Origin of the sequence: Pseudoalteromonas 'SMAR', assembly GCF_048515945.1 — a bacterium.
Classification (GTDB): Bacteria; Pseudomonadota; Gammaproteobacteria; order Enterobacterales; family Alteromonadaceae; genus Pseudoalteromonas.
Genome location: NZ_JBLWMW010000026.1, coordinates 1,507 through 26,250, shown reverse-complemented (window position 1 = coordinate 26,250; position 24,744 = coordinate 1,507). Strand labels below are relative to the sequence as shown.

Annotated in this window: 17 protein-coding genes and 1 pseudogene; 7 read left to right on the top strand and 11 right to left on the bottom strand. The window is 46.1% G+C overall.

What is annotated here, in order from left to right; all coding sequences use genetic code 11:
- Positions 1-295: 295 nt before the first annotated feature.
- The 4 genes from ACNKW2_RS11900 to rlmD form a co-directional block, all read right to left on the bottom strand.
- Entirely contained in the window at positions 296-1,930 is a 1,635-nt protein-coding gene (locus ACNKW2_RS11900; RefSeq protein WP_336565665.1) for a CTP synthase, read from the bottom strand.
- A gap of 157 nt (positions 1,931-2,087) precedes the next feature.
- Positions 2,088-2,897, bottom strand: coding sequence for a nucleoside triphosphate pyrophosphohydrolase (gene mazG, locus ACNKW2_RS11895; protein WP_419148765.1), 810 nt, complete (start codon positions 2,895-2,897; stop codon positions 2,088-2,090).
- Positions 2,881-5,034 (bottom strand): GTP diphosphokinase, encoded by a 2,154-nt coding sequence (gene relA / locus ACNKW2_RS11890; RefSeq protein ID WP_336565662.1) that lies wholly within the window; start codon positions 5,032-5,034, stop codon positions 2,881-2,883. The genes mazG and relA overlap by 17 nt, the downstream gene beginning before the upstream one ends.
- 46 nt (positions 5,035-5,080) lie before the next feature.
- On the bottom strand, positions 5,081-6,394 hold the full coding sequence (gene rlmD, locus ACNKW2_RS11885; protein ID WP_419148764.1) for a 23S rRNA (uracil(1939)-C(5))-methyltransferase RlmD: 1,314 nt from the start codon (positions 6,392-6,394) through the stop codon (positions 5,081-5,083).
- 77 nt (positions 6,395-6,471) lie between these two features.
- Here rlmD and barA point away from each other — a divergent pair, with 77 nt between their 5' ends.
- The 7 genes and pseudogenes from barA to ACNKW2_RS11850 all read left to right on the top strand — a co-directional run bounded on the left by barA (position 6,472) and on the right by ACNKW2_RS11850 (position 17,132).
- On the top strand, positions 6,472-9,231 hold the full coding sequence (barA, locus tag ACNKW2_RS11880; RefSeq protein WP_419148810.1) for a two-component sensor histidine kinase BarA: 2,760 nt from the start codon (positions 6,472-6,474) through the stop codon (positions 9,229-9,231).
- 79 nt (positions 9,232-9,310) lie between these two features.
- Positions 9,311-9,454 (top strand): DUF1737 domain-containing protein, encoded by a 144-nt coding sequence (locus tag ACNKW2_RS11875; RefSeq protein ID WP_419148762.1) that lies wholly within the window; start codon positions 9,311-9,313, stop codon positions 9,452-9,454.
- A 789-nt stretch (positions 9,455-10,243) separates the two neighbouring features.
- A pseudogene (locus tag ACNKW2_RS11870) lies at positions 10,244-12,709 on the top strand (TonB-dependent receptor).
- A gap of 34 nt (positions 12,710-12,743) precedes the next feature.
- Positions 12,744-14,261: a tetratricopeptide repeat-containing sulfotransferase family protein gene (locus ACNKW2_RS11865; RefSeq protein ID WP_419148761.1), complete on the top strand. Its 1,518-nt coding sequence runs from the start codon at positions 12,744-12,746 to the stop codon at positions 14,259-14,261.
- A gap of 555 nt (positions 14,262-14,816) precedes the next feature.
- The gene (locus tag ACNKW2_RS11860) at positions 14,817-15,035 is read left to right on the top strand and encodes a hypothetical protein (protein ID WP_419148760.1); all 219 of its coding nucleotides are present in this window, start codon (positions 14,817-14,819) and stop codon (positions 15,033-15,035) included.
- A gap of 1,355 nt (positions 15,036-16,390) precedes the next feature.
- Positions 16,391-17,020, top strand: coding sequence for a substrate-binding periplasmic protein (locus ACNKW2_RS11855; protein ID WP_419148759.1), 630 nt, complete (start codon positions 16,391-16,393; stop codon positions 17,018-17,020).
- Entirely contained in the window at positions 17,010-17,132 is a 123-nt protein-coding gene (locus tag ACNKW2_RS11850) for a hypothetical protein (RefSeq protein ID WP_419148758.1), read from the top strand. The genes ACNKW2_RS11855 and ACNKW2_RS11850 overlap by 11 nt, the downstream gene beginning before the upstream one ends.
- A 52-nt stretch (positions 17,133-17,184) precedes the next feature.
- On the opposite strand, the gene purF is transcribed toward ACNKW2_RS11850, so the two are convergent.
- The 7 genes from purF to ACNKW2_RS11815 form a co-directional block, all read right to left on the bottom strand.
- Entirely contained in the window at positions 17,185-18,717 is a 1,533-nt protein-coding gene (purF, locus tag ACNKW2_RS11845; protein WP_419148757.1) for an amidophosphoribosyltransferase, read from the bottom strand.
- An 18-nt stretch (positions 18,718-18,735) separates the two neighbouring features.
- Positions 18,736-19,230: a CvpA family protein gene (locus ACNKW2_RS11840; protein WP_419148756.1), complete on the bottom strand. Its 495-nt coding sequence runs from the start codon at positions 19,228-19,230 to the stop codon at positions 18,736-18,738.
- 61 nt (positions 19,231-19,291) lie between these two features.
- Positions 19,292-19,903 (bottom strand): SPOR domain-containing protein, encoded by a 612-nt coding sequence (locus ACNKW2_RS11835; RefSeq protein ID WP_419148755.1) that lies wholly within the window; start codon positions 19,901-19,903, stop codon positions 19,292-19,294.
- Positions 19,904-19,965: 62 nt separating this feature from the next.
- The gene (gene folC, locus ACNKW2_RS11830) at positions 19,966-21,225 is read right to left on the bottom strand and encodes a bifunctional tetrahydrofolate synthase/dihydrofolate synthase (RefSeq protein WP_419148754.1); all 1,260 of its coding nucleotides are present in this window, start codon (positions 21,223-21,225) and stop codon (positions 19,966-19,968) included.
- A 26-nt stretch (positions 21,226-21,251) separates the two neighbouring features.
- Positions 21,252-22,127 carry an acetyl-CoA carboxylase, carboxyltransferase subunit beta gene (accD, locus tag ACNKW2_RS11825; RefSeq protein ID WP_419148753.1) on the bottom strand — a complete coding sequence of 292 codons (876 nt, stop codon included), beginning with the start codon at positions 22,125-22,127 and terminating at the stop codon, positions 21,252-21,254.
- A gap of 135 nt (positions 22,128-22,262) precedes the next feature.
- Positions 22,263-23,057, bottom strand: coding sequence for a tRNA pseudouridine(38-40) synthase TruA (truA, locus tag ACNKW2_RS11820; protein WP_336565637.1), 795 nt, complete (start codon positions 23,055-23,057; stop codon positions 22,263-22,265).
- A 201-nt stretch (positions 23,058-23,258) separates the two neighbouring features.
- A partial coding sequence (locus ACNKW2_RS11815) for a FimV/HubP family polar landmark protein (RefSeq protein ID WP_419148752.1) occupies positions 23,259-24,744 on the bottom strand: 1,486 nt, incomplete at its 5' end.

Here is a 24,744-nt window from a genome sequence, read left to right as displayed (position 1 = left end):
ACGTCACACTGCCTTATTAACTTGGTCAGTACTCAACTTAGCAATAAACACTGGCTTAACCTGAAAGTGAATGCCTATTGCTAAATGGCCTAATACCAATCCGCATTAATACTTGCTCAATTTGAGGGAGCTAATTCGACGCTAACTGCGTTAAAAATTTCTCATTTAGAACAACTAAATAGCAAAATTTTTGCCTTGTTATCGACAGAATTTTCTTACCTCAAATAGACCACTTAATTAAGCGACTTGGTATAATAAGCCACAAAAAAGCCGTGCAAGAGCACGGCTTTTTCGCTTATGAAGACGCTTTTTGGTGGCTGTAAGCCGCCGCTACAAAGCCTTCAAATAGCGGGTGTCCATCTCTTGGTGTTGAAGTGAACTCAGGGTGGAACTGAGCTGCAATAAACCAAGGGTGATCTTTGTTTTCAATGATTTCAACCAACTTCTTATCTTCAGATAAACCAGTGAAAGCCAGTCCTGCTTTCTCTAGCTCTGGAACAAAGTTGTTGTTCACTTCATAACGGTGACGGTGACGCTCAACAATTTCGGCACTGCCGTATACTTCACGTACTTTTGAGCCTTCTTTCAGGTGGCAAAGTTGTGCGCCTAAACGCATAGTGCCACCCAGGTCAGAATCATGGTCACGCACTTCAATTTTGCCGTCGGCATCCAACCACTCGGTAATTAAGCCTACTACTGGGTTTGGACTTTCTAAGTCAAACTCGGTTGAGTTAGCATCCGTTAAGCCAGCCACATTACGAGCGTATTCAATGAGTGCTACCTGCATGCCTAAACAAATACCTAGGTAAGGGATCTTGTTTTCACGAGCATATTTGGCCGCTAGAATTTTACCTTCAACACCACGGTTACCAAAGCCACCTGGAACTAAGATAGCATCAAGGTGCTCTAATAATTCCGTGCCCTTGCTTTCAATATCTTGCGAGTCAACGTACTCAATGTTCACCGTTACACGGTTTTTGAGGCCGGCATGCTTTAACGCCTCGTTGACTGACTTGTACGCGTCTGGCAATTCAATGTATTTACCAACCATACCAATAGTCACTTCACCAGTAGGGTTCGACTCTTGATATAATACCTGCTCCCACTCAGACAAGTCCGCTTCTGGGCACTCTAAGTAGAAACGACGACAAATAATGTTGTCTAATTCTTGTGATTTCAGTAGCGCTGGGATCTTGTAGATACTGTCAACGTCTTGTAGCGAAATAACCGCTTTTTCTTCTACATTAGTGAACAACGCAATTTTAGCACGCTCGTTGGCTGGTAGTTTGCGATCAGAGCGGCAAATCAAAATGTCAGGCTGAATACCAATTGAGCGCAACTCTTTTACTGAGTGTTGCGTTGGCTTGGTTTTCACTTCACCGGCTGGGCCTAAGAATGGCACTAGCGTTAAGTGCATAAACAAGGCGGCTTCACGGCCAAGCTCTGTACCTAACTGACGAATGGCTTCTAGGAAAGGTTGCGATTCGATATCACCGACCGTACCGCCGATTTCAACGATGGCCACGTCATGACCTTCCGCACCATCTAATACGCGACGCTTAATGTCGTTGGTAATATGCGGGATCACCTGAATGGTCGCGCCTAAGTACTCGCCCTTACGCTCTTTACGTAATACATCTTCAAACACTCGACCTTGCGTAAAGTTGTTACGCTTGGTCATTTTGGTACGAATAAAGCGCTCATAGTGACCTAAGTCTAGATCGGTTTCTGCGCCGTCTTCGGTAACAAATACTTCACCGTGCTGGATAGGGCTCATGGTCCCAGGGTCAACATTGATGTAAGGATCCAGCTTTAAAATGGTTACTTTTAAGCCACGTGCTTCTAAAATAGCGGCTAAAGAAGCAGCTGCAATACCTTTACCCAAGGAGGATACGACTCCGCCCGTTACGAAGATAAATTTTGTACTCATGCGAACCCTAGAAATATCAGGAAAATTGGAATTTAAATAAGAATCAAGACGGGGCGATAGTATAGCAAAGCACAGCGAGCCATTCCAGATAAAAATAGCCACCGCGACGGATTATCCGCGTCAATTTCATCCTACCCTGTTCACCAGGCGCTGGCAGTTATGCCCGCTGTCGTCGCTTAACCTCTTCCCAAGCGGCATCCATTTGTTCTAATGATGCCTCTTCTAGAGTGAGTGATGATTCACTTAGTATGGCGGCAATCTCGACAAAACGGCCCTTAAATTTGTCGTTGGCTTGGCGCAACAATTGCTCTGGGTCGCGTTTAATATGCCGCGCAACGTTCACCGTGGCAAACAGCAAATCCCCCACCTCTTCGGCGCTGTGCTCAGAGTATGGGTCTTCAGCCAAGGCCTCAGTTACTTCTGTGACTTCCTCCTGCACCTTTGCCAAGGCTCCGTGATAACTGGGCCAATCAAAGCCCAGCTTCGCGGCTTCTTTTTGAGTCTTATAGGCTTTCGATAATGCCGGCAATGACTTAGGTATGTTTGCAGCAAAGCCAGCAGCGGCTTGACCGCGTTTCTCCTGTGCCTTAATGGCTTGCCACTGCGCTTCAAGCTCTGCTTCACTAAGCTGTTGTTGCTGCTCGAATACATGAGGATGGCGGCGGACCAACTTGTCATTTAATGTGGCGACAATGTAGTCAAAGTCAAACAGCCCCTGCTCTTTGCCCAGCTGGGCATAAAACACCACCTGAAACAGTAAGTCGCCCAACTCTTCTTTTAAATGATGGTAATCCTGCTTTTCTATGGTGTCAGCCACTTCATGGGCTTCTTCTAGGGTATGGGGCACAATCGACTGAAAGGTTTGCTTTTTATCCCAGTCACAGCCGCGCTCTGGGTCGCGCAGCTGTGCCATAATCGCCAACAGCTTTGTGACCCCTTGACGCTCTGCGTTATTGTCGTTTGGCATCAAACACCCCATCAATTTGCATCAGCTTGGTCACTAGCCGGTTCATGGCCGATAAGTCATCCACCTCCACTTTCATGGTGAATACCGCCACGTTTTTATCGTCTTGGGTTTGCACATTCATGTTGAGAACATTGACCTTTTCATTGGCCAACACCGAACTAATGTCGCGGATAAGCCCTTGGCGATCATGCGCTTCAATCTTTAAGGTGATGGCGTAAGAGGCTTTAACATCGTCAGACCAACTCACCGCGATTTCACGCTCAGGGTGCTTTTCTGTAATGTGAGCAAAAGCGTCACAGTCGGCGCGGTGCACCGCAATTCCTCGACCCTGAGTGATGTAACCACAAATGTCATCTCCAGGCACTGGCTGACAGCACTTTGCCATGTGACTCATTAGACTACCAACACCATCCACGATGACCGCGTTTTTATCTGCACGGTTTCGTTTCGGCGTGGCAATTTTAAGCTTAGGCGTTTCTTCTGGCTTATCTTGAACATAGTTCAAAAACTGATTAATACGGACATCGCCTGCGCCAATGGCCACCATCAAGTCGTCCAATTCTTTAAAATTAAAACGCGCAATGGCCGGTTCAAGATCTTTGTAAGTAATATCCAGTTTTTGAATATGGCCATCCAAGATCTCTTTACCAGCTTGGAGGTTTTTGTCGCGGTCTTGTTGTTTAAACCAATGGTGTATTTTGCTGCGCGCACGGGATGAGTGAATATACCCTAATGACGGGTTTAACCAATCTCGGCTCGGCGAGGCATTTTTCTGGGTTAATATTTCCACTTGATCGCCGGTGCGCAGGTTGTAGGTGAAGGGCACAATTTTGCCAAACACCTTAGCGCCAATACAGCGATGGCCAACATTGGAGTGAATATAATAGGCAAAGTCCAGTGGTGTGGAACCCATGGGCAAATCAAAAATATCGCCTTTCGGGGTAAACACATAAACGCGGTCTTCCACCACTTGGTTCTTTAATTCGTCAGCGATTTCACTGCCATCAACCACTTCTTCTTGCCACTGCAACAGTTTGCGCAGCCAGCTGATCTTTTGTTCATACCCCGAGTTACGGCCAGGTAAGGCGCCTTCTTTGTACATCCAATGAGCGGCCACCCCAAGCTCGGCATCTTGATGCATGGCTTCGGTGCGGATCTGGATCTCTACCGTTTTACCTTCGGGCCCAAACACCACCGTATGGATAGACTGATAGCCGTTTTGCTTTGGTGTAGCAATGTAGTCATCAAACTCCTTATTAAGGTGACGCCAACTGGTGTGCACGATTCCCAGTGCGGCATAACAATCTTGAATTTCATCCACCACCACGCGCATGGCACGAATATCAAAGAGCTGTTCAAATTCGTAGCGCTTTTGCACCATCTTTTTGTAAATACTGAAAATATGCTTGGGACGGCCATACACTTGTGCATTGATCCCAGCATCGGCCAATTTTTGCGACACCAGATTAACCATGTTTTCCATGTAGGCTTCGCGGTCTAGACGCTTATCAGCGAGCTTTTTGGCAATGGATTTATAGGTGTCTGGGTGCAAATAACGAAATGACAGATCTTCCAGTTCCCACTTCAGTTGCCCGATCCCTAACCGGTTGGCAAGTGGAGCAAAAATATTCGCAGCGGCTTTGGCCGCCACCACCCGCTCCTCTTCTGAGGCTTTTTTTACCGCACGTAAGTGGCAAATTTGCTCGGCCAGCTTAATCACCACCGCCCGAACATCTTCGACCATGGCCAGCAACATTCGCCGCACGTTGTCGACTTGCACTTTGCCAGAGCCCTGATGGGCCAAGGTGCTGATGGTTTCCATCTTTTCCACCCCTTGCAACAACAAAGCAATATTGTTGCCAAGCTCAGCTTCCACTTGCTCCATACTCAATAATTCAGCAACAAAATAAGGAGTGAGAAAGGCCGTTGCCAGAGACTCACTGTCAAAGTTTAGTTCAGCCAAAATCTCAACCATCTCAATCGCTTGGTTGAGGTGTTCAGTAGAATCCTCAGCAGGACACAGGGTATAGGCTCGCTGTAACCATTCACGCTGGTCTTGAGACAAGTTTAAAATCGCTAACCGCGCATCAAACTCCATGGGTAGTGTGGTCTGATGCGACTGCCTAGTAGCAACCATGTTGTAATACCTCCTTCGGGATTCTGTCCTGTGCAATACCGTGTGTTTATTGCCTTACAAACAATGCCATGGTTTCAATATGGCCGGTATGAACAAACATATTCATCAAGCCAATTTTATCCAATGCAAACCCAGCCTCAGCAATGATGCGGCTGTCTCTGGCTAAGGTGACAGGATCGCAAGAAACATACAAGATGCGCTTAAACTGTGTTAATGGTAGCTGCTGTAAAACCTCTAATGCCCCTGGTCTGGATGGGTCGAGCACCAGTACGTCTAAGTCAGGAGCAAACCATGGCGCGTCACTGAGCGACTGAGTTAAATCAAAGCAATGAAAGCTAGCATTGTCGATTTGATTAGTGTGCGCATTTTGCTGAGCCATTGCAACCGATTGCGCTTCCCCTTCGACCCCGACCACGCTATTTGCCTGTTTTGCCAGCACCAAAGAGAAATTGCCCACCCCACAAAAGAGGTCTAACACCTTGTCGTGTTCGCCAAGTTCTAACCACTCAACGCTTTGTGACAACATGGCGTTATTCACGCCCGGGTTCACCTGAATAAAGTTAGCGAGTTTGAATTCTAAGCTTAGTTCAAACTCAGGCAAGCGATATTGCGGTAATACGGCATACTCGGGCGCATCTGAGCCGTTATCAAACAATAGCTGATAATCGACTAGTTGTTGCTGCAAAACGCCAATAAACCGAGCTGACAGTGTTTTGGTATGGCGAAATAGCACATAATTATGGTTGTCTGCTTGGCATAGTTGAATGTGGCTGATGGCGCTAAATTCGCGCTCATTGGCCGCCAATTGCTGTAGTACTTCGAACAAGCTATCAAACGGAGCCACTAATACCGGGCAGTGGTCAATGGCAACAATGTGTTTTGATTGTTTGGCACGAAAACCCAATTTCACTTGCTTGCTCTGTTTATCGTATATACAGGCAACCCGAGCACTTCGACGATAATGCTTAGGCGGTGAGGTGATGGGCGCTTGCCATGGTAAAGACTCAATGCCAGCGAAGCGCTGAAATAATTTACTGACCGCCAATTGTTTGCTGTTTAATTGCGCCGCCACCTCTTGATGTTGCAAGCCACAACCACCACACTGTTGGTAGTGTTGACAAAATGGCTCAACGCGCTCGGGAGCCGCTTGCACCACCTTGGTTAAACGCGCCTCCATTAACTTCGCTTTAGCCTGTGTCACCTCAGCCTTGACGCGCTCCGAGGTCAATGCCCCAGTGACAAAACAGACTTTGCCATTGACCCGGCCGACACCGCGGCCTTGGTGTTCCATCGAATCGATTGTGAGCTCAAGGTGTTTAGCTGGCTTTGTGGCGCGCTTAGCACGAAAAATCTGTGCCATTGGACTCCCCATATGTTTGCTTATCACGCGAGTAAAAGATAATCTTAGTGACAGATTTTTCTGCACTTTTTAACTTTATGACGAAATTAAACCTGCGCGACAGTATTTTATTACTGACATTACTACCAACCTTGCTGGTTGGTTTGCTACTAGGCGGTTATTTTACTATAAATCGTTACGTAGAGCTTGAGGAAATTCTCGTCAGCCAAGGAAATCGAATTGCGGAATCGTTGGCAATGTCGGCAGAATACCCCATTGAGAAACAGGACAAAGCCCATTTACATCGCATTTTAAGCCAAGCGCATAATAAACATGCGCCTTTAGTAAAAAGTATCGCCCTTTTCGACACCGAAAATCAGCTATTGCTCACCAGTAACTTCCATAATCAATTTGATAAATTGCATTATTTTGGTGAGGTTGCCGACCTCCATGCTACGCAAGTGGCGAGCTTAAAAGACACCTTTGTCTTTTATGCGCCAGTTAAAAACCATTTAGCAGAAAAAAGCGACTGGCACAGTGCAGAGCCAGAAACGTTAGCGGTGTTAGTGGTTGAAATAAGCAAAGACCAAGCACTTATCTCACAACAGCGAGCGCTTATTTTTAGTGCCATTGTGATCCTCTGCGCCTTTGTTTTAAGCATTTTCTTGGCCATGCGCCTGTCGCGCATGCTCACCAAACCCATTGCGCGACTAATCCTCGCCACCGACAAGCTCAACGAGGGCAAACAAGATACCGCCATCAGCGAACCCATGCATGGCGAGTTTGAGCTACTGCGTCAGGGATTAATTGTGATTGGCAAAAAAATGGCGAGCCAAAAAGATGAAATGCAAAAACACATTGATCAGGCCACCAGCGATTACCGCGAAACCTTAGAACAGTACGAAACCCAAAATATTCAGCTCAACATTGCTAAAAAAGAAGCACAAGACGCCAACCGCGTAAAATCGGACTTCTTGGCTAAAATGAGTCATGAGCTGCGAACGCCTCTAAATGGCGTTATTGGCTTTACCCGACAGCTCTATAAAACCCCATTGAACAAACACCAAAAAGACTACCTCGATACCATTGAGCTGTCGGCCAACAGCTTATTGACGATTATCAGTGATATTCTTGATTTCTCGAAGTTAGAAGCTGGCGCCATGGAGCTGGAGAATATTCAGTTTGAGCTGCGCGATGCCGTCAATGAGGTGATGACCCTACTGGCGCCCACCGCCCATGATAAACAGCTGGAATTTTCTATCTCGGTTAACCCTCATGTACCAGATAACTTGATTGGTGACCCCACGCGCTTTAAGCAAGTACTTACCAACCTCATTAGTAACGCGATTAAATTTACCGAAAAAGGTTCAGTCAAGGTCGACATCAATCACCGCTTAATTGACGAAACCCAATCGTCATTATTGGTGTCCATCAGTGACACTGGGGTGGGTATTGCCCAAGACAAACAAGACACCTTGTTCACCCCATTTGCCCAAGCCGATACCAGCATTACCCGCAAATTTGGCGGCACAGGCTTGGGTCTGATAATCACCAAGCACATTGTTGAAGCCATGCAAGGGCGTATCACACTCAACTCAGCGCCGGGCAACGGCACCTGCTTTTCGTTTAACGCGGTATTTGCCTTACCTAACCGTTTATACAACGATGATTTGCCCATTAAACCACTGGAAAACAAACGCGTGCTGTATTTTGAGCCACAAGAGCACACCCATTTTGCCGTGCTCGCGCAGTTAGAGCAGTGGGATATGCAAGTTAGCCGTTGTTTAAGTGAAGAGGAGTTTTTCAGCGCGCTGAGCAAAGATTTTAATTATGATATTTGTTTAATTGGCTCAATGGCCAGTGTCGACCAGATGCAAACCGTAAAAAGCTATATTAAGCAGGCACGTAGCAGTGCTGATTATCTCTATTTAATGGTCAATACGGTATCGCATAACATGCGCGAAGCATTAATTGGCAGTGGTGCTGATGCTTGCTTAAGTAAACCACTTAACCACCGCAAGTTGTGTGAAATGCTGGCGGCTCCTTACCGTCTTGATCACCCAGACATGAGTGCCAATGAAGTAGAAGCCACCAGCCTACCCCTTAAGGTGTTAGTGGCCGATGATAATGACGCCAACCTAAAACTGATTTGTACCCTGCTTGATGAACAAGTAGAAGCCATTGATACGGCGCACAACGGTGCCCAAGCCGTGGGGTTATGTAAGTCACGTAACTACGACTTAATTTTTATGGATATTCAAATGCCGATCATGGACGGGATCAGTGCTTGTAAAAGTATTCGCGAATCGTCACTAAACGAAGATACCCCTATTATCGCCGTGACGGCTCATGCTTTGGCCGGGGAGAAAGAGCAATTATTAAAAGATGGTTTTAGCAATTATATGACCAAGCCCATCGACGAAGATATGCTCAAGCAAATTATTTGCGATCACAGTGAGTCTTCTCCCATTGCCCGGCACAAAAGCAGTGCTAAAGCACAGCACAGCGTGCCACCATTCGAAAGCCATATGCTCGACTGGCCGCTGGCGCTACAACGTGCCGGTAATAAACCCGATTTAGCGCTAGAAATGTTGAATATGCTGCTTACCAGCGCAGCAGAAACCTTAGAGCAAATTGAAACCGCCCATGAACAAAGCGATGTGCAAACACTGCTCAAGGTGATCCATAAATTCCATGGCGCTTGTTGCTATACCGGCGTGCCCACATTGAAAAAGTTAGCCGAAATCATTGAAACTGCCTTAAAACAAAATAGACCGATTAGCGATATTGAGCCTGAGCTATTTGATTTAATTGATGGCTTAGAGCGCTTGCAAGAAGATTCGCAGCCCTATGCGTAATCAGTGACGGCGTGGTTGCGATTAAGTCACCAACGCTTAATGCATGGGCTTACGTTTAACTCATAATTTAAGGATAAGTATGCACTACAAAATACTGTATGGAGAAACCCCGAATGCTTTGGAACAAGCCGTCAATGAACTCCTTGAAGCCGGCTGGCAGCCACAAGGTGGTATCGCCTTTGAAATGGGCATGTTATATCAGGCAATGATCAAACCTGCTTAGTGGGCAACATTTGCCACATTCGCTCGTATTACCTCCCCCCACCTTGAGCATGTGAAGCATCATGCTCTTCTTATAACCTAGCCTCGCAGGCAAGTGTTTGAGGCTATACCTGTACACCATAAAAGCTCAGTATTACCTGACTTTACTAACGAACGACTTAAAATCGATATTTTCTACACTTAAGACTACACACCAAGAAAAACTTCAGGTAAAATCCCGCCAAATAAGAATATATATTCACACTTAGTGAATATATATAGAAAATAAAACTCTTTTTACGCATAAAAAGTCAACAAAGCAAACTGCAGCATTGGTTTAAAAATAAGCGCATTAGCCAACTTACCTTTTTATGCACTTATTTTTAGGCCTAACTTGAACAATTAACCGCAATTAATAAGCAGGTAATTTGAATTTGTAGATAAAACTAGCAAAAGCATTACTTTTTGCTTTTCTATGATCTGCGTAGTGGTCACGGTGAGACCCAGTTATGAAATTAACAAACTTAACAAGCTAGCTGTTTAAAACAGCAAAACGATGTTTATTCATACACCTTAAAGTGAATTTTTTATGCAATAGAGTACAAAACACCCAAGACTTTTAAATAGCTAACACTTTTTTATAATTTTTTTTGCAAGAGTATTCACTTATTTTGGGTTTTAACCGGATAGTTAAACGCGTTAGCCGCATAAACATTTCCTTCCCGATTTCAACCTCTTGTTAATCAATTCCTAACATGCTTTTGTATTACTACTCTAGCTTTGCTTTATCATCAAAATGGGAATAATAATAATGTCTCGATTTAAACCTAGTCTGTTGGCAAGCGCTATCGCCAGCACGTTTTTAATCAGTCCAATCAGTGCCTATGCCGAGTCGGCGCCAAAGGCAGAAAAATCAATTGAAGTGATTGAAGTAACCGCGACCCGTCGAAGCGGCTCGGCGCAAGAGGCGCCATTGAACATTACCGCCATGGACGCCGATGTCATGAAAGATCAGAACATAGCTCAGCTCGAAGATGTTGCGCGCTGGGTACCTGGTCTTACTATTACCGATCAAGGCGGCCGTGAAGGCTCGCCTATTATTGTGCGCGGTCTTAACACCAACTCATCAGAGCGCGCTTCTGACAGCGGCACGGTTGCAACCTACCTAGGTGAGATCCCTCTTAATATCAATTTACGCTTAACTGATATTCAGCGCGTTGAAGTACTCATTGGCCCGCAAGGCACCCTGTACGGTGCTGGTACGCTCGGTGGCGCCATCCGCTACATGTTAAAGCAGCCAGTACTTGATATTACTGAAGGGCAAATTACCGGTGACGTCTTTACCCTTTCAGAAAGTGATGGCACAGGCGGTGAGGCTGGATTGGTGTTTAACACTCCATTGATCCAAGATGAATTGGCCGTGCGCGCCAGCATTAATCATTACAGTAACCCTGGATACTTAGATTATAACTATGTGGTGCGCGAACCTGGTGTGTCTTTACCCGATCCAGATTGGAGCAACTCGGAGCAAGTATCGAGCAATTTAAAGCAGGTGAAAGACGCCAACGACGAAGACATTACCACAGCAAGAATATCACTGCGCTGGGCACCAACTTCTGCGTTTGAAGGGACGTTAAACTACTTCTATCAAAAGCAAGAACATGGCGGTAACTCGATTACCCAGTACGGTAGCATCAGTGAACAAAACCCACTGCATGATCAAATTGGCAAATACCAATCGGCTTACCGAGTGGAAGAGCCAAACGAACAAGAAGACACACTGTTAAGCCTAGAGCTGAAAGCCGACTTAGACTTTGCCGAGCTAGTCTCTGCCTCGGGTTGGTCTAGCTACGACCAAGTAGGTCAACGAGACCAAACTGATTTGCTTTATGATATTTGGAGTGGGTACGCCAACTTCCCAGCGTTTGTGGGCTACACCAAAGACACCAGCGTTCAAGATAGCTTCACCTAAGAGCTGCGCTTAGTATCTACCCACTCAGGTCCTTGGAATTGGATTGTGGGTGGCTACTACAATAAATTCGAGACCAAATCGGATGACCGCGAATACGCACCTGGGTTTGATAATTTCGACTATGGCAGTGATATTCCCAATATTGAGCCCGATCTAGAATACATCGCCCTTTCAGAATCAGAAACCACTGAAAAAGCGTTATTTGGTGAGGTGGGTTATGCCTTTACTGAGCAATTTAACGTGACCTTCGGTGCGCGTTTTTATGAGTACGACATTGAGTCGCAATCAGGCTCAGCTATCCCACTTTACGATGTTTGGAGCGATATCATTTACTCATCGGTTGACGATGTACCACTGGAGGCTACTTCAGCCAGTGACAATGGCAGCCTATTTAAGTTTAATGCCAGCTACACCTTTGACAATGGCATCGTTAGCTACTTTACCGTCAGCGAAGGGTTCCGTATCGGTGGCAGTAACGGCCTAGAATCTTGTCCTGAGCAACTGCCTGAACAACAAATTGTCTGTGCGCTGCCCAATGAGTTGGCTTATGAGCCAGACACCACCACCAACTATGAGCTGGGCTTGAAATCAACTTGGTTTAAAAACAAGTTGCACTTCAATGCCGCTATTTTTAACGTCGATTGGCAGGACGCGCAAATTCAAGCCACCACGGTAAACGGCCAAGAGATCATTACCGCCAATGCCGGTACGGCGCGCTCACAAGGGGTTGAGTTATCTACACGTGCCATTATCAATGATAACTGGACCGTTTACGCCACTTACTCTTACGCCAAAGCGGAACTAACCGAAGACGCGCCAGCGCTATTTGATGTCTTTAAAGCAGAAGACTACAGCGCCGCTGAGATTGCCTTAATGCAGCCTTATTATGATGGCAGCGATGGCGACCGCCTCCCAGGCGCTCCAGAGCATCAAGCATCCATGGGAGTAAGCTATGAAACTGAAGTGTTTGGCGATAAGCTACTGAATATCAACTATGGTTTAACGGCACAAAGTGATGTTTACACCAAAGTAGGGTTAAAAGCCGATGGCGAAATTTTACCAGGCTATGCCCTAAGTAACCTATCTGCAAAAGTCGCGGGCGATATGTGGTCTGCCACTTTCTACGTCAATAACTTATTTGATAAGTACGCCTTTACTTCTACCCGACGTGATAAGTCATGGGCCGGAATGGCACGCTTTGAAGATAAGAACCGTAACCTGCCTGAGCTACAACGGGTTTATGGTCATTACATCACCACCCCGCGCACTGTGGGCGTGAAGTTTACCTACAACTTTGAACTTTGATATCCTCAGGGCAGTGTAAACTGCCCTTTATTTTATGAATTCATACACACAACACGTACAGCAGCTGTTACAAAAGCAGCAGATAAGCCAAGCTCATCAGCTTGTGGTGGAAAAATTGCAACGCAATGGCGAAGATCACCACAGTTGGTATTTGCTGGCTGAAATTAATAAAACGGCTGGTGATCTGGCAAAGGCACGGCAAATACTGCAAAAAGCCGCAGCCTTGGCACCTCTGCCTTTATACCTTACAGAGCTGGCCAAATGTTACTATCAGCTTGGCGCGCTGGATGAGTGCCAGCAAACCCTCGAGCAGCTGCAATACAGTGATCTTGATGATGCTGTAATGCTCGATACCTTAGGCAACTTACATACTCGCTTAGGCAACTACCCACAGGCCCATGAGCTCTATACTCGCGCCACAGCACTTGCTAACAACAACCCCGACATTTTGCTCAATGGTGCCATTAGTCACACCATTATGGCGCAACCTGAACAAGCTGAAGCTCTGCTACAGCAAGCTTTAAGCGTGGCACCCAGTCATGTTAAAGCGCATTTAATGTTCGCCGAACAAAGCCCTGTGAGTGTAGCCGGTGATCATATTGAACAATTACAATCCCTACTCAACACCCCAAAACTGGCCACCGAGCAACAGCTTGTGTACCACGCCATGGCATTACAGTATGAAAAGTTAAAAGAGTACCAGCAAGCTTTTGCGTGTTTTCACAACAGCAAAAACGCCGTCGCTGGCAACATTCACTTTGCTGCAGATAAGCACCAAGCGTTTTGCCAGTCGTTAATTACTCAAGCGCCCGAGCTAAACCAGTTAGCACACTCGGAACAAGCGCCGATTTTTGTCATGGGTATGCCGCGCTCCGGTACCACCTTGGTAGATAAACTACTGCAACAGAGCCAGGAGGTGGCTTCGCTTGGTGAACTTAATGATCTGCCATTGGCCGTCAAGCATATTGCCGGCAATCAAGACCCAGCCGTATTGAGCCCAGATATTATGGCCGCCGCAGCAAAAGCGCCGCTCAACGGCCTTTATGAGCGTTACCGCCAAAGATATCTATCACTAAAGGGGCAACATGCACGAGGCTGCGATAAGCAGCCGTTTAACTTCTACTACATCGACTTTATTTTAGCTTGCTTCCCGAGCGCCAAAATCATCTTAATGCTACGCGGTAAAGCAGACTGCTGTATCGCCAACTACCGCCAAGCGTACCAAGTGCAAAGCCCATTTCATCATTACGCGTTCTCACTGGACAATATCAAGAGCTTTTACGACGACTACGCCATGCTCGCCACCCACTTTGCCAACAAATACCCAGCACAGGTCAAGCTACAACACTACGAACAACTGGTGAGCCGCAAAGCCCCCGAAGTGAAAGCCCTATACGATTTTTGTGACCTGCCATGGCAAGAGAACAGCTTGGAGTTTTACAACACGCCCCATGCCTGCGCCACCGCCAGCAAGCTGCAAATTCGCCAACCTCTCAATAGCAAATCCATCGGCTACTGGCGCAACTATCAAGCAAAGTGGCATGGTAGTTAACAAAACTCAACAATACATTGATTATACCTCTATAGGTTTTACCACGAATACAAACCTATTAATTAAGCGGCCTTATTTAAGTCTCAAAAACTTCTTGACAAGAAATTTAACTCCAACTACTTTCAAGAGACATTTAAAGGATATAAATGGCTGTTATAATATGATTATCACTTTTAAACTTGCTCTCCTGAGGGCTGCGTTCAGCCTTAGCCAGCTAATTGCTTTTAGATATCAGAATATAATTCTGCTGTGCTCGAACTGCCAATTTTTTATTGCGCTAATTACAGCTAAGTGTCGCTTAAAAAAGAAAATTTTTTCAATATCAGCATTTATCCGTTTGCAAGCTTTATTAAAAAAAGGTTATTTAATAAATCTTTCAACACAGAAATACTGGTATCTCCCCCTCTAAGGGCACTCTAAATTTTAAATAGGAAATGAATTTTTTAGCTTTAAGCTAGAAAAGATACTGACTTAGTTTTTTCAAAAATCAAGTCACAACACAGCTCAACTTTTTTGATGAGAGTTAGTGCTAAAGTCAATGAGAAGGAATTTAATATGATGAAAGAATTAAATTTACATACAGCAAAAAAGGTAAGTGGAGGTACAAACTATGGTGCCGAATTTGTCGGTGGATGCGTTGCTGGGGTTGCTGGTGCTGCAGTTGCAACAGGAGGTATGTCACTGCCATTAGCAGGCCAGACCTGCCTTGCAGGAGGCACAATTAGTGTTCTCAGCTCAATAATGAGAGATATTTACGCCCGCGCCACAAAATAAATCATGCCCGGCGTATATCAGTCTATATATGCCGGCCTTTTATGGAGAAAATAATGAAGAAATTTTATGGAACACTATCTAAACTACTAATTACTACTTGCGTTGTATTTACAATAAAGTCTCTAATAAGTGATATTTTATTATTAAGTAATGACAGAGTATATGAGTATGGAGTGAGCCTAGCCATCTCAGCAACCATATTATACTTTTTAAATATTAAAGAAAAAAAAGGTTAATGCAGAGAGCCAAAATGAGCGAGAAACTAGATTTTTTTACACTTACTGCTCTCTTGACTTCCACTTGTTTTTAAGTAAACCTTTTGGAACTATGCATTAACACGTTCAAGAGCCATATAACTTCTGCAAGAACAACGAGTACAGCACAGTAGTCAACACTCAACGAGACTATTAAAAGCTTTAGTTTATTAAGCTTACTTACTCATTCTGCTGCGTTAAATTGCTTATCAGAGCCATTAATTGAACCAGTTTCTTTTACAGAGATTTTAGCAGGCTGGTTAGTCAATATTATTGCCGTAAGGCCTCAGAAATAAATCTTGGCCTATGTTGTTTAGCTCTCTAATTCGGTCTCATGTTTTATTAGACACTTGAATCATGTCTGACATCACCCGAAGTATTGTACCAGCATCAGATCCATCCACCGTAAAACGGTCCCCCTTACTGTTCTGACTTTTGTACTTTCATTTTTTACATGCTTCCAGCAGCAACGCCCTCCTCCCTCATCACACCCTCAAGTCAGCAGCCAATTAACTTATTTCGCGCAAGGAAGCGCGAAAAAGCATGTCAGGGCCATGGACGGCTCTTACATGCTGGTAACGTTAACATTGGCTGATTACTTGAGGACGATACCAGCTTGGCTTAATACATGCTCAATTCTGAGGGAGTAAATCTGCCACTAACTGCGTTAAAAATTTATTATTTAGCACCACCAAATCGCAAAATTTTTGCCTTGTTATTGACGAGATTTACTTGCCTCAGAATCGACCCTTTAATTAAGCAAACTGGTATTAGTGTGATGCTGGGAGCGCCCTTTCTTTTGCTTACTTTTCTTTGGGCGGCATCGATAAGTCAGTCAGCGCCCGTGGACGGGCGTTGAAACCCGTCACGAGGACAATTAAACCCAATACACACAAGCAAAAAAATGTGTAGTCTTTTTATAATGAGTATGATGGTGAGAACACTCTTCCTCTTACTGACTATCCTCAAGCACCGATGACTCCATTTACTTTTATGGACGAACATCGAAACCCGTCACGAAAAAAGTCCAATTAGGCATTTCCCCACAGTCATTGTATGCTAATCATACAACAATAAGGAAACCGGTCACGCACCACAAACATGTTACTGAAAACCTTAACCCATTTATTGCAAACCAGCCTAATTGCTAGCTTATTTCTGTCGGCACAATTATGCCATGCCCAGCAGCTGACTTTGGTCAGTAGCGAAGGTCCACCCCATACCATTAACCACCCCACCTATAGCGGCATCGATCTGGACGTGGTAAAGGCGGTGCTAAAGCGCATGGGTTACGAGGTAAAACTGGTATTTGTGCCACTGGGTCGCGCTGAAGTATTGGTAAAAACCGCTGCCGTGGATTTAATGGCGCCGATTTTTCAGTCACAAGATGAAGAGAACTTTTACATTAGCGACGCTATCGTCTCCTATAAGCCTATGGTGTTTTCACTAAAAAAGGCGCAACTCGCTCCACAAAGCATCAGTGATTTAAGCGATTACGCCGTGATCACCTTTCAAGGTGCACCTGGTTATTTTGGTGAGGAGTTTGCGGCCATGTCAGAGCAGGCTGACTACGTTGAATCGGCGCGAATGGCCATTATCCCACGCATGCTCAGTATGGATAGGTTTGACTTTGCCGTATTAGATATATCGCCAACACGACAAAAAGCGTTCTCTCGAGCGGTTTCAAGAGCATCCGTTAATTGCTCCTGTGGATGCCAGTGTGGCGTTTAAAGATAAACAGCTACGTGATGACTTTAACCGCGAGTTAAGGCGCTTTAAGCAAGGTAAGCAGTACCAGGAAATCGTCAGTCACTATTTAGGCACTTTACCCAAGTCGCAATAACAAAAAACCCAAGCCAAGCTTGGGTTTTTTACCTCTACAACGCACTCAAACGTTAATCGTTGTCGGCGTTTTCTGGTTCTTGATTATGTAACTCAAGGCCTGAGGACATGGCTTGCTCACGAGTCGATTTCGCGGAGTCGTTACGCAGCTCGTCAACGTAATTCAAGTATTCTTGGTCAACATCACCGGTGATGTATTGGCCATCGAAGACCGAGGTTTCGAAACACTTGATCTCAGGGTTTTCTTGACCTACTGCCGCCACTAAGTCGGTGATCGATTGGTAAATTAAGCCATCTGAGCCAATGCTGGCGTTAATGTCTTCCACTTCACGGCCATGGGCAATCAGCTCCGACGCCGATGGCATATCGATACCATAGACATTAGGGAAACGCACTTCTGGCGCCGCTGAGGCAAAGTAGACGTTTTTAGCACCGGCCTCGCGGGCCATTTCAACGATTTGTGCCGATGTTGTACCACGTACAATTGAGTCGTCCACTAACAATACGTTTTTACCAGCAAATTCGCGGTCAATGGCGTTAAGCTTACGGCGCACTGACTTTTTGCGCATCTCTTGCCCTGGCATGATGAAGGTACGGCCAATGTAGCGGTTCTTCACAAAGCCTTGGCGGTACGGTAAGCCCAGCACTGAAGCGATTTCTAAGGCGATATCACAAGAGGTTTCAGGAATTGGGATCACCACATCGATGTCTTTGTCTGACCATTCGCGGGCAATTTTCTCACCCAGCTTAGTGCCCATGTTCACGCGGGTTGCGTACACCGACATGTTATCGATGTTAGAGTCTGGACGAGCAAAGTACACAAACTCAAAGATACATGGCGCAAGCATGGTTTTTTCAGCGCATACTTGTGAATAAAATTGGCCATCTTCGGTAACGTAAATGGCTTCGCCAGGGGCAACGTCACGAACAAATTCAAAGCCATCAATCGCTAATGCCACGCTTTCCGAGGCAAACATGTACTCAGTGCCACGGTCGGTTTCTTTTTTACCAAACACCAAAGGACGGATACCGTGTGGGTCACGAAACGCTAAAATGCCGTGGCCAATGATCATCGCAATACTGGCGTAGCCACCAGAAGCCATTGCGATTACGTCAGTTACCGCGCGGAACATGTCTTCAGCGTCTAACTTCATTTTATCGGTTTTGCCCAGCTCATGCGCTAGAATATTCAATAAAATCTCTGAGTCAGAAGTGGTGTTCACGTGGCGGCGAGCTTGTGAGAACAGACGCTCTTTCAAGTGCTCAGCATTGGTCAGGTTACCATTGTGTGCCAGAGCAATACCAAATGGTGAGTTGACGTAAAAAGGTTGCGCTTCAGCCGAGCTCGATGAGCCCGCTGTCGGATAACGTACGTGACCAATACCAATGTTACCTTGCAAACGCTTCATGTGTCTGGTGTGGAATACATCCTTCACCAAACCATTGGCCTTTCTTAAGCTAAACGTATTGTTGTCAATGGTAATGATACCCGCCGCATCTTGACCGCGGTGTTGCAAAACAGTTAAGCCGTCATAAATCGCCTGATTTACAGGAGAAGTTCCGACTATCCCAACGATACCACACATTAAAAATTTCCTCGCCGATTAACGGTTTACTGAATTTAAAAAGCTGGAGTTATGTTCTAGGTAGGAAAAAAACCACTCTATCACAAAGCCAAATTCAGGTATTAAATTTGATGACTTCCACCACTGCGTATTGGGTGCACTGGTAAAGGCATCAAGGAAAAAGAGTAAGGCGCTCACGACCAACACACCTCGAAGTCCACCGAACACAATCCCAAAGATCCTATCGGTGCCTGATAACCCGGTTCGTTGAACCAGCTCGCTCAGGACATAATTAACAAGCCCACCTAACATCAAGGTCGCAATAAAGAGTATGGCTATTGCGGCTGCATTTCTTAAAAGGGGTTCTGAAATGAATGTAAGGAAGGTTGCAAGATATTGGTAAAAGATGCTGGAGACGAAAAAGGCGCCGATCCATACGACGAGAGACATCGCTTCTTTGACAAAACCACGCAGTAAGCCAAAGAGTGTCGACAAACCAATAATACCAGCGATGGCGTAATCAACCCAGATCATAGTAACCAATAAGTCGTTAATGTGGGGCGCATTCTAAAAGGTTTGGCGGCTAAATGCCAGATCATTTTGTCACTTCAAACTGGGTTAAACGCCCTTGTAATTTGGTTAATTTCTTTAATGCTGGTAACTTAGCTTCAAGTTCGGCTTTATTTAAATCTGGCCCAACAAACACTTTGGTGAGGGTGCCATTGGCGGTTTGTATTGGCTTGGTAAAGGTCTTAAAACCGTTGTCTTTGAGTTTTTTGGTCAGAGCCGCAACGTTGGACTTGTGAGAAAAGCTGCCTAATTGGATCACATATGCCATTTGGCTGAAATTAGAATCCGCAGGACGGGTCAGCTTTGCCACTTCCACCGTGTCATTACTGCTTACTGGCTCTGGCTCAGCGCTGTCAGCGACAGGATCCGCTGGTTTTTCTGCTGTGGCAGCAGCAAGTTTATCATCATCTGGCGTTGCTTGTTCAATCACCGGTTGTGGCAACTCAGGAGCGGCTTCGGCTTTAGCATCGACTTTGCTTTGTAAGTCGATGGTTTTAAACTCCGGGCGCTCAGGAATAGCTTGAAACCCTTCTTTATAATGGACCTTTTCACCATCGAGGATATTTGGAATGAATATCACCGCTGCCACTACCACGATACTGGTTCCAACAAGTCGATTAATAAATACTGAGTTCACTGCGTTACTCTCTACTAAATAATGATAGCAACCGCCCTAATTAAGAGTGGTTGCTGTTGCGGTTATTTATTTTGCCAGTATTGGATGGCCGCTGCCACGGTAAAAAATGAGCCAAATACAATCAATGCTTGGTCGTTGCTTAACTGCGCAAGTTCACTCTCTAATGCGGTCTCAACGTCACTGTATTGTGCCACAGGCTGCTTGGTATCAAGCAAAGGTAATAAGTGTTCGGCACGCTCTCCCCGTGGGCCCGACAGCGAGGCAAGACTCCACTTATCAATATAAGGGGAAATGGCATCCAACACACTGGCCTTGTCCTTATCCGCAAGCATAGCGACTAAGGCATGAATTTTAAAGCCTTTTTGCTGCAGTTGTTGCAACTTAGTTGCCAAATAGCGGGCCGACTCAGGGTTGTGTGCAACATCGGTGTACACTAACGGCTCACCACTTAATTGTTGAAACCGCCCTTCTACTTGCAGCTGGGCCAGTTTTTCTATTACCACCTCTTTGCTTGGTAACAGCCCAAGCTTTGCCAACACAGTTAGCGCAGTGGCGGCGTTTTGCGCCGGGATCGTAGGTTTCAGTAATTGCCAATCATGGTCTTGATATTGCCAGCGGAAGTGCTCATCTGTGGCACTAAAATGAAAGTCACGTTTAGACAGCACCATATCAGCGCCAATTTCCTCGCCATAGTCGGTGACCGTATGTGGTATGGCTAAGTCTCCGACAATCGCGGGAGTATTCGCTCTAAAGATACCAGCTTTGTCGTAGCCAACCAGCTCGCGGGTATCGCCTAAATACTCTTTATGGTCTAAATCAATGGTGGTGATCACGGAAGCATAGGGGGTGACGATGTTGGTGGCGTCATAACGTCCGCCAAGTCCTACCTCAAGCAGCACAAAATCAACCTGGCAGCGTTTAAAAATATGTAACGCGCCAAGAGTACCAAACTCAAAATAGGTCAGCTCGGTGTCTTTTCTGGCGTCATCGAGAAATTTAAAAGCATCAATATGGTAGTTATCATCAAGCTCTGCACCATTGACGCGCACTCGCTCGTTATAACGGATAAGGTGAGGCGATGCATAGGTACCTACGCTATAACCTTGTGCTAATAACAAGGTTTCAAGACAACGGGCAGTGGTGCCCTTACCATTGGTGCCACCAACGAGAATGATTTTACTAAAATCATCAAGCAAGCCGGCTTGTTTGGCCACCGCAGCAACACGCTCAAGGCCCATTTCAATGGTCGCAGGATGAATGGCTTCTAAATAACAAAGCCAATCATCAAGGCTCGATGATTGGCTAGGCTGGTTAACTGTCATAGGATGAGTAGCTCAATTAAAAAATTTTACGCTACTCTATGCTCTTGTTCGGTTGATGGCAAGTCCATAAACTTAGCCAAAATACGCGCAAGGGTGTCGCGCATTTCACGGCGGTCAACAATCATGTCAATGGCGCCGTGCTCTAATAAGAACTCACTGCGCTGGAAACCTTCTGGCAAGGTTTCACGTACCGTTTGCTCAATAACGCGGGGGCCTGCAAAACCAATCAGTGCTTTTGGCTCTGCAACGTTGATGTCACCAAGCATCGCTAGTGACGCCGACACCCCACCCATGGTTGGGTCGGTCAGTACTGAGATAAATGGCAAGCCACGCTCACTCATTTTTGCCAATGCAGCACTGGTTTTTGCCATCTGCATTAACGACATCAAAGCTTCTTGCATGCGCGCACCACCAGAGGCCGAGAAGCAAACCAGTGGCATGTTGTGCTCTAAACACTCATTTACGGCATCAACAAAACGGGCGCCTACTACCGAGGCCATTGAGCCACCCATAAAGGAGAATTCAAACGCCACAGCAGCAACTGGAATGCCTTTCACACGGCCTTTCATGGCCACTAGTGCGTCTTTTTCGCCGCTTGACTTTTGCGCCTGAGCGATGCGATCCGAGTATTTTTTCGAATCTTTAAACTTCAGCACATCTTGCGGCTCGTGTTCGACACCCAGCTCTTGGCGATCGGCATCATCTAAAAAGCTTTCTAAGCGCTTGCGTGCCGTAATACGCATATGATGATCACACTTAGGGCAGACGTTCAGTGACTTTTCTAACTCTGCCTTGTATAGGATTGAATCACAATCTGTACACTTTGCCCAAACCCCTTCTGGGATCTCTTTCTTACCAGAAGACTTAGTGGTTTTAGGTAAGATCTTTTCTAACCAACTCATTTGCAACTCTCTATCGTGCTTTATTCTGTTCCGTCAGCAAAGACAGACAACTTTTCCCAATTAAATCATGATTTAGTTATCTACGATATAAAAAACTGGTCTTAAGAGTAACGCATAGGGCTTTTGTATGACCTGTTAAAATAACTCATCGGGTAAAAATAATGGCCCTAATGGCATTTTATCGATTTGCCACTGCTCAGGATAATCAACATCCACCAAGTACAAGCCGTTAGGCTTAGCGGTGGCGCTGGCCAGAGTGCGGTCTTTGGCGGCCAGTAACTCCGCCATCCAGCCAGGCTCTTGTTTGCCCATGCCAATATCCAATAAACACCCGGTGATATTTCGTACCATATGATGCAAAAAGGCATTGGCTTTAATGTCGATCACAATGTATTTGCCAATCCGCTCCACCTCAAGGTGCAATATGTTACGAAATGGCGTATTCGATTGACAATGCACCGCGCGAAATGAGGTAAAATCTTGCTCACCTATCATTACCGGACAGGCCGCTTTCATGCGCTCTACGTCTAATTCATGATGGAAATGAGTTACGCCACTACGTAAAATACCAGGTCGATATGGGTGATTATAAATGACGTAGCGATAGCGCCTCGCCGTTGCAGAAAAGCGCGCATGAAATTCAGGGTCCACTTGTTTGGCAAAACGCACAGCAATGTCATCTGGTAGCTGTGAGTTCATGCCTAGCGTAAACGCACTCATATCGCGCTCGGCATGAGTATCAAAATGAATGATTTGTCCGGTAGCGTGAACCCCGGCATCGGTGCGACCAGCACAGGTAATATCAACGTGGTGATTACAAATATTCGACAGAGCGCGCTCTATTTTTTCTTGCACACTGCTAACATGGCTTTGTCTTTGCCAACCACTGTAATTTGCACCATTATATTCAATGCCTAACGCTACTCGCATAATTGTTCTGTCGCACCCTGAGTAAAAGCGCCATTTTATGCGATTGCCTGCGTGAATAAAAGCACAAGCTGAGATAATCCGCATTGCTGCCGCCAATCGTTCCCGGCAAGCGACAGAATACACTTTGATTTATACCAATAAAAAAGCAGTGTTCCAGAATAAGATCACTGCTTTTAGCTGTTTGCGATGATGACGTGGTTACTAAGAAGTACTGAGCTTTTCCTTCAGCGATTGTGCTTCTGCTTGCACCGAGTCGGGGCCGTTATCAATCACATCATTAAGGGTGCTCATGGCCGCATCATAGTCTTGAATTTCCATGTAAGCTTTGGCTAAGTCGAGCTTGGCGGCAAAGCCTTCATCTTCGAGATCCACATCGGTGGTGTTTTCACCCGCCAGCAGTTCATCAAAGTCTCCCAAACCAACATCCATATTGGCACCAGTGTAAGGTTCAACTTCCGGTTCCTCGTCATCGCTTTGCTCGAGTAACTCTTCAATTTCTAAAAAGTCTTCGTCTGCGGTCGCAGCATCGCTATCTGTTGTTGCTTCACCTAGCTCGCCCGCTTCGTCTTGTAATAAGCTATCAAAGTCGACCTCAAAGTCTTGAGCTTCTGGCTGCTCAAAGTCTTCAGGCTCCTCCAACTCACTCAGCAAAGAATCAAAGTCTTCTTTGCTAAACTCGGCCATAAACTCCCGTTCGACTTCGGCTTCATCCACCTCAGGCACATCATCGGGTGCTTGTTCAGCATCAAGAAGCTCATCATCTGCTGCAATGGAATCAGCCAGCTGGTCGGCTTCAAGCTCTGCTTCATCGTCAAGAGTTGGCTCTTCCTCTGCAGCCGGCTCTGCTGCAGCCGCCTCGTCTTCGTCAGTAGCAGCGTCTTCTTCCGTAAATTCTGGGAAGTCATCACCCAGCTCAGCCTCGTCGTCAAGGGTTGGTTCTTGCTCTGCTGTTGGTTCCTCTAGAATCGCTTCGCTGTCGTCAGCAGCATCCTCTTCCGTAAATTCTGGGAAGTCATCGCCGAGCTCAACTTCGTCGTCAAGGGTTGGCTCTTCCTCGGCTGTCAGCTCTGCTGCAGTCGCGTCTTCGTCAGCAGCGGCGTCTTCTTCGGTAAATTCCGGGAAGTCATCACCCAGCTCAACTTCGTCGTCAAGGGTTGGTTCTTCCTCGGCTGTTGGTTCCTCTAGAGCCGCTTCGCTGTCGTCAGCAGCGTCTTCTTCCGTAAATTCTGGGAAGTCATCACCCAGCTCAGCCTCGTCGTCAAGACTTGGTTCTTCCTCTGCTGTCGGTTCCTCTAGAGCCGCTTCGCTGTCCTCAGCGGCGTCTTCTTCGGTAAATTCTGGGAAGTCATCGCCGAGCTCTGCCTCGTCATCAAGGGTTGGCTTTTCCTCGGCTGTCGGTTCTGCTGCAGTCGCGTCTTCGTCAGCAGCGGCGTCTTCTTCGGTAAATTCCGGGAAGTCATCACCCAGCTCAACTTCGTCGTCAAGGGTTGGTTCTTCCTCGGCTGTTGGTTCCTCTAGAGCCGCTTCGCTGTCGTCAGCGGCGTCTTCTTCGGTAAATTCTGGGAAGTCATCGCTGAGCTCAGCCTCACCGTCAAAGGTTGGTTCTTGCTCGGCTGCCGGTTCCTCTAGAGTCGCTTCGCTGTCGTCAGCAGCGTCTTCTTCCGTAAATTCTGGGAAGTCATCACCC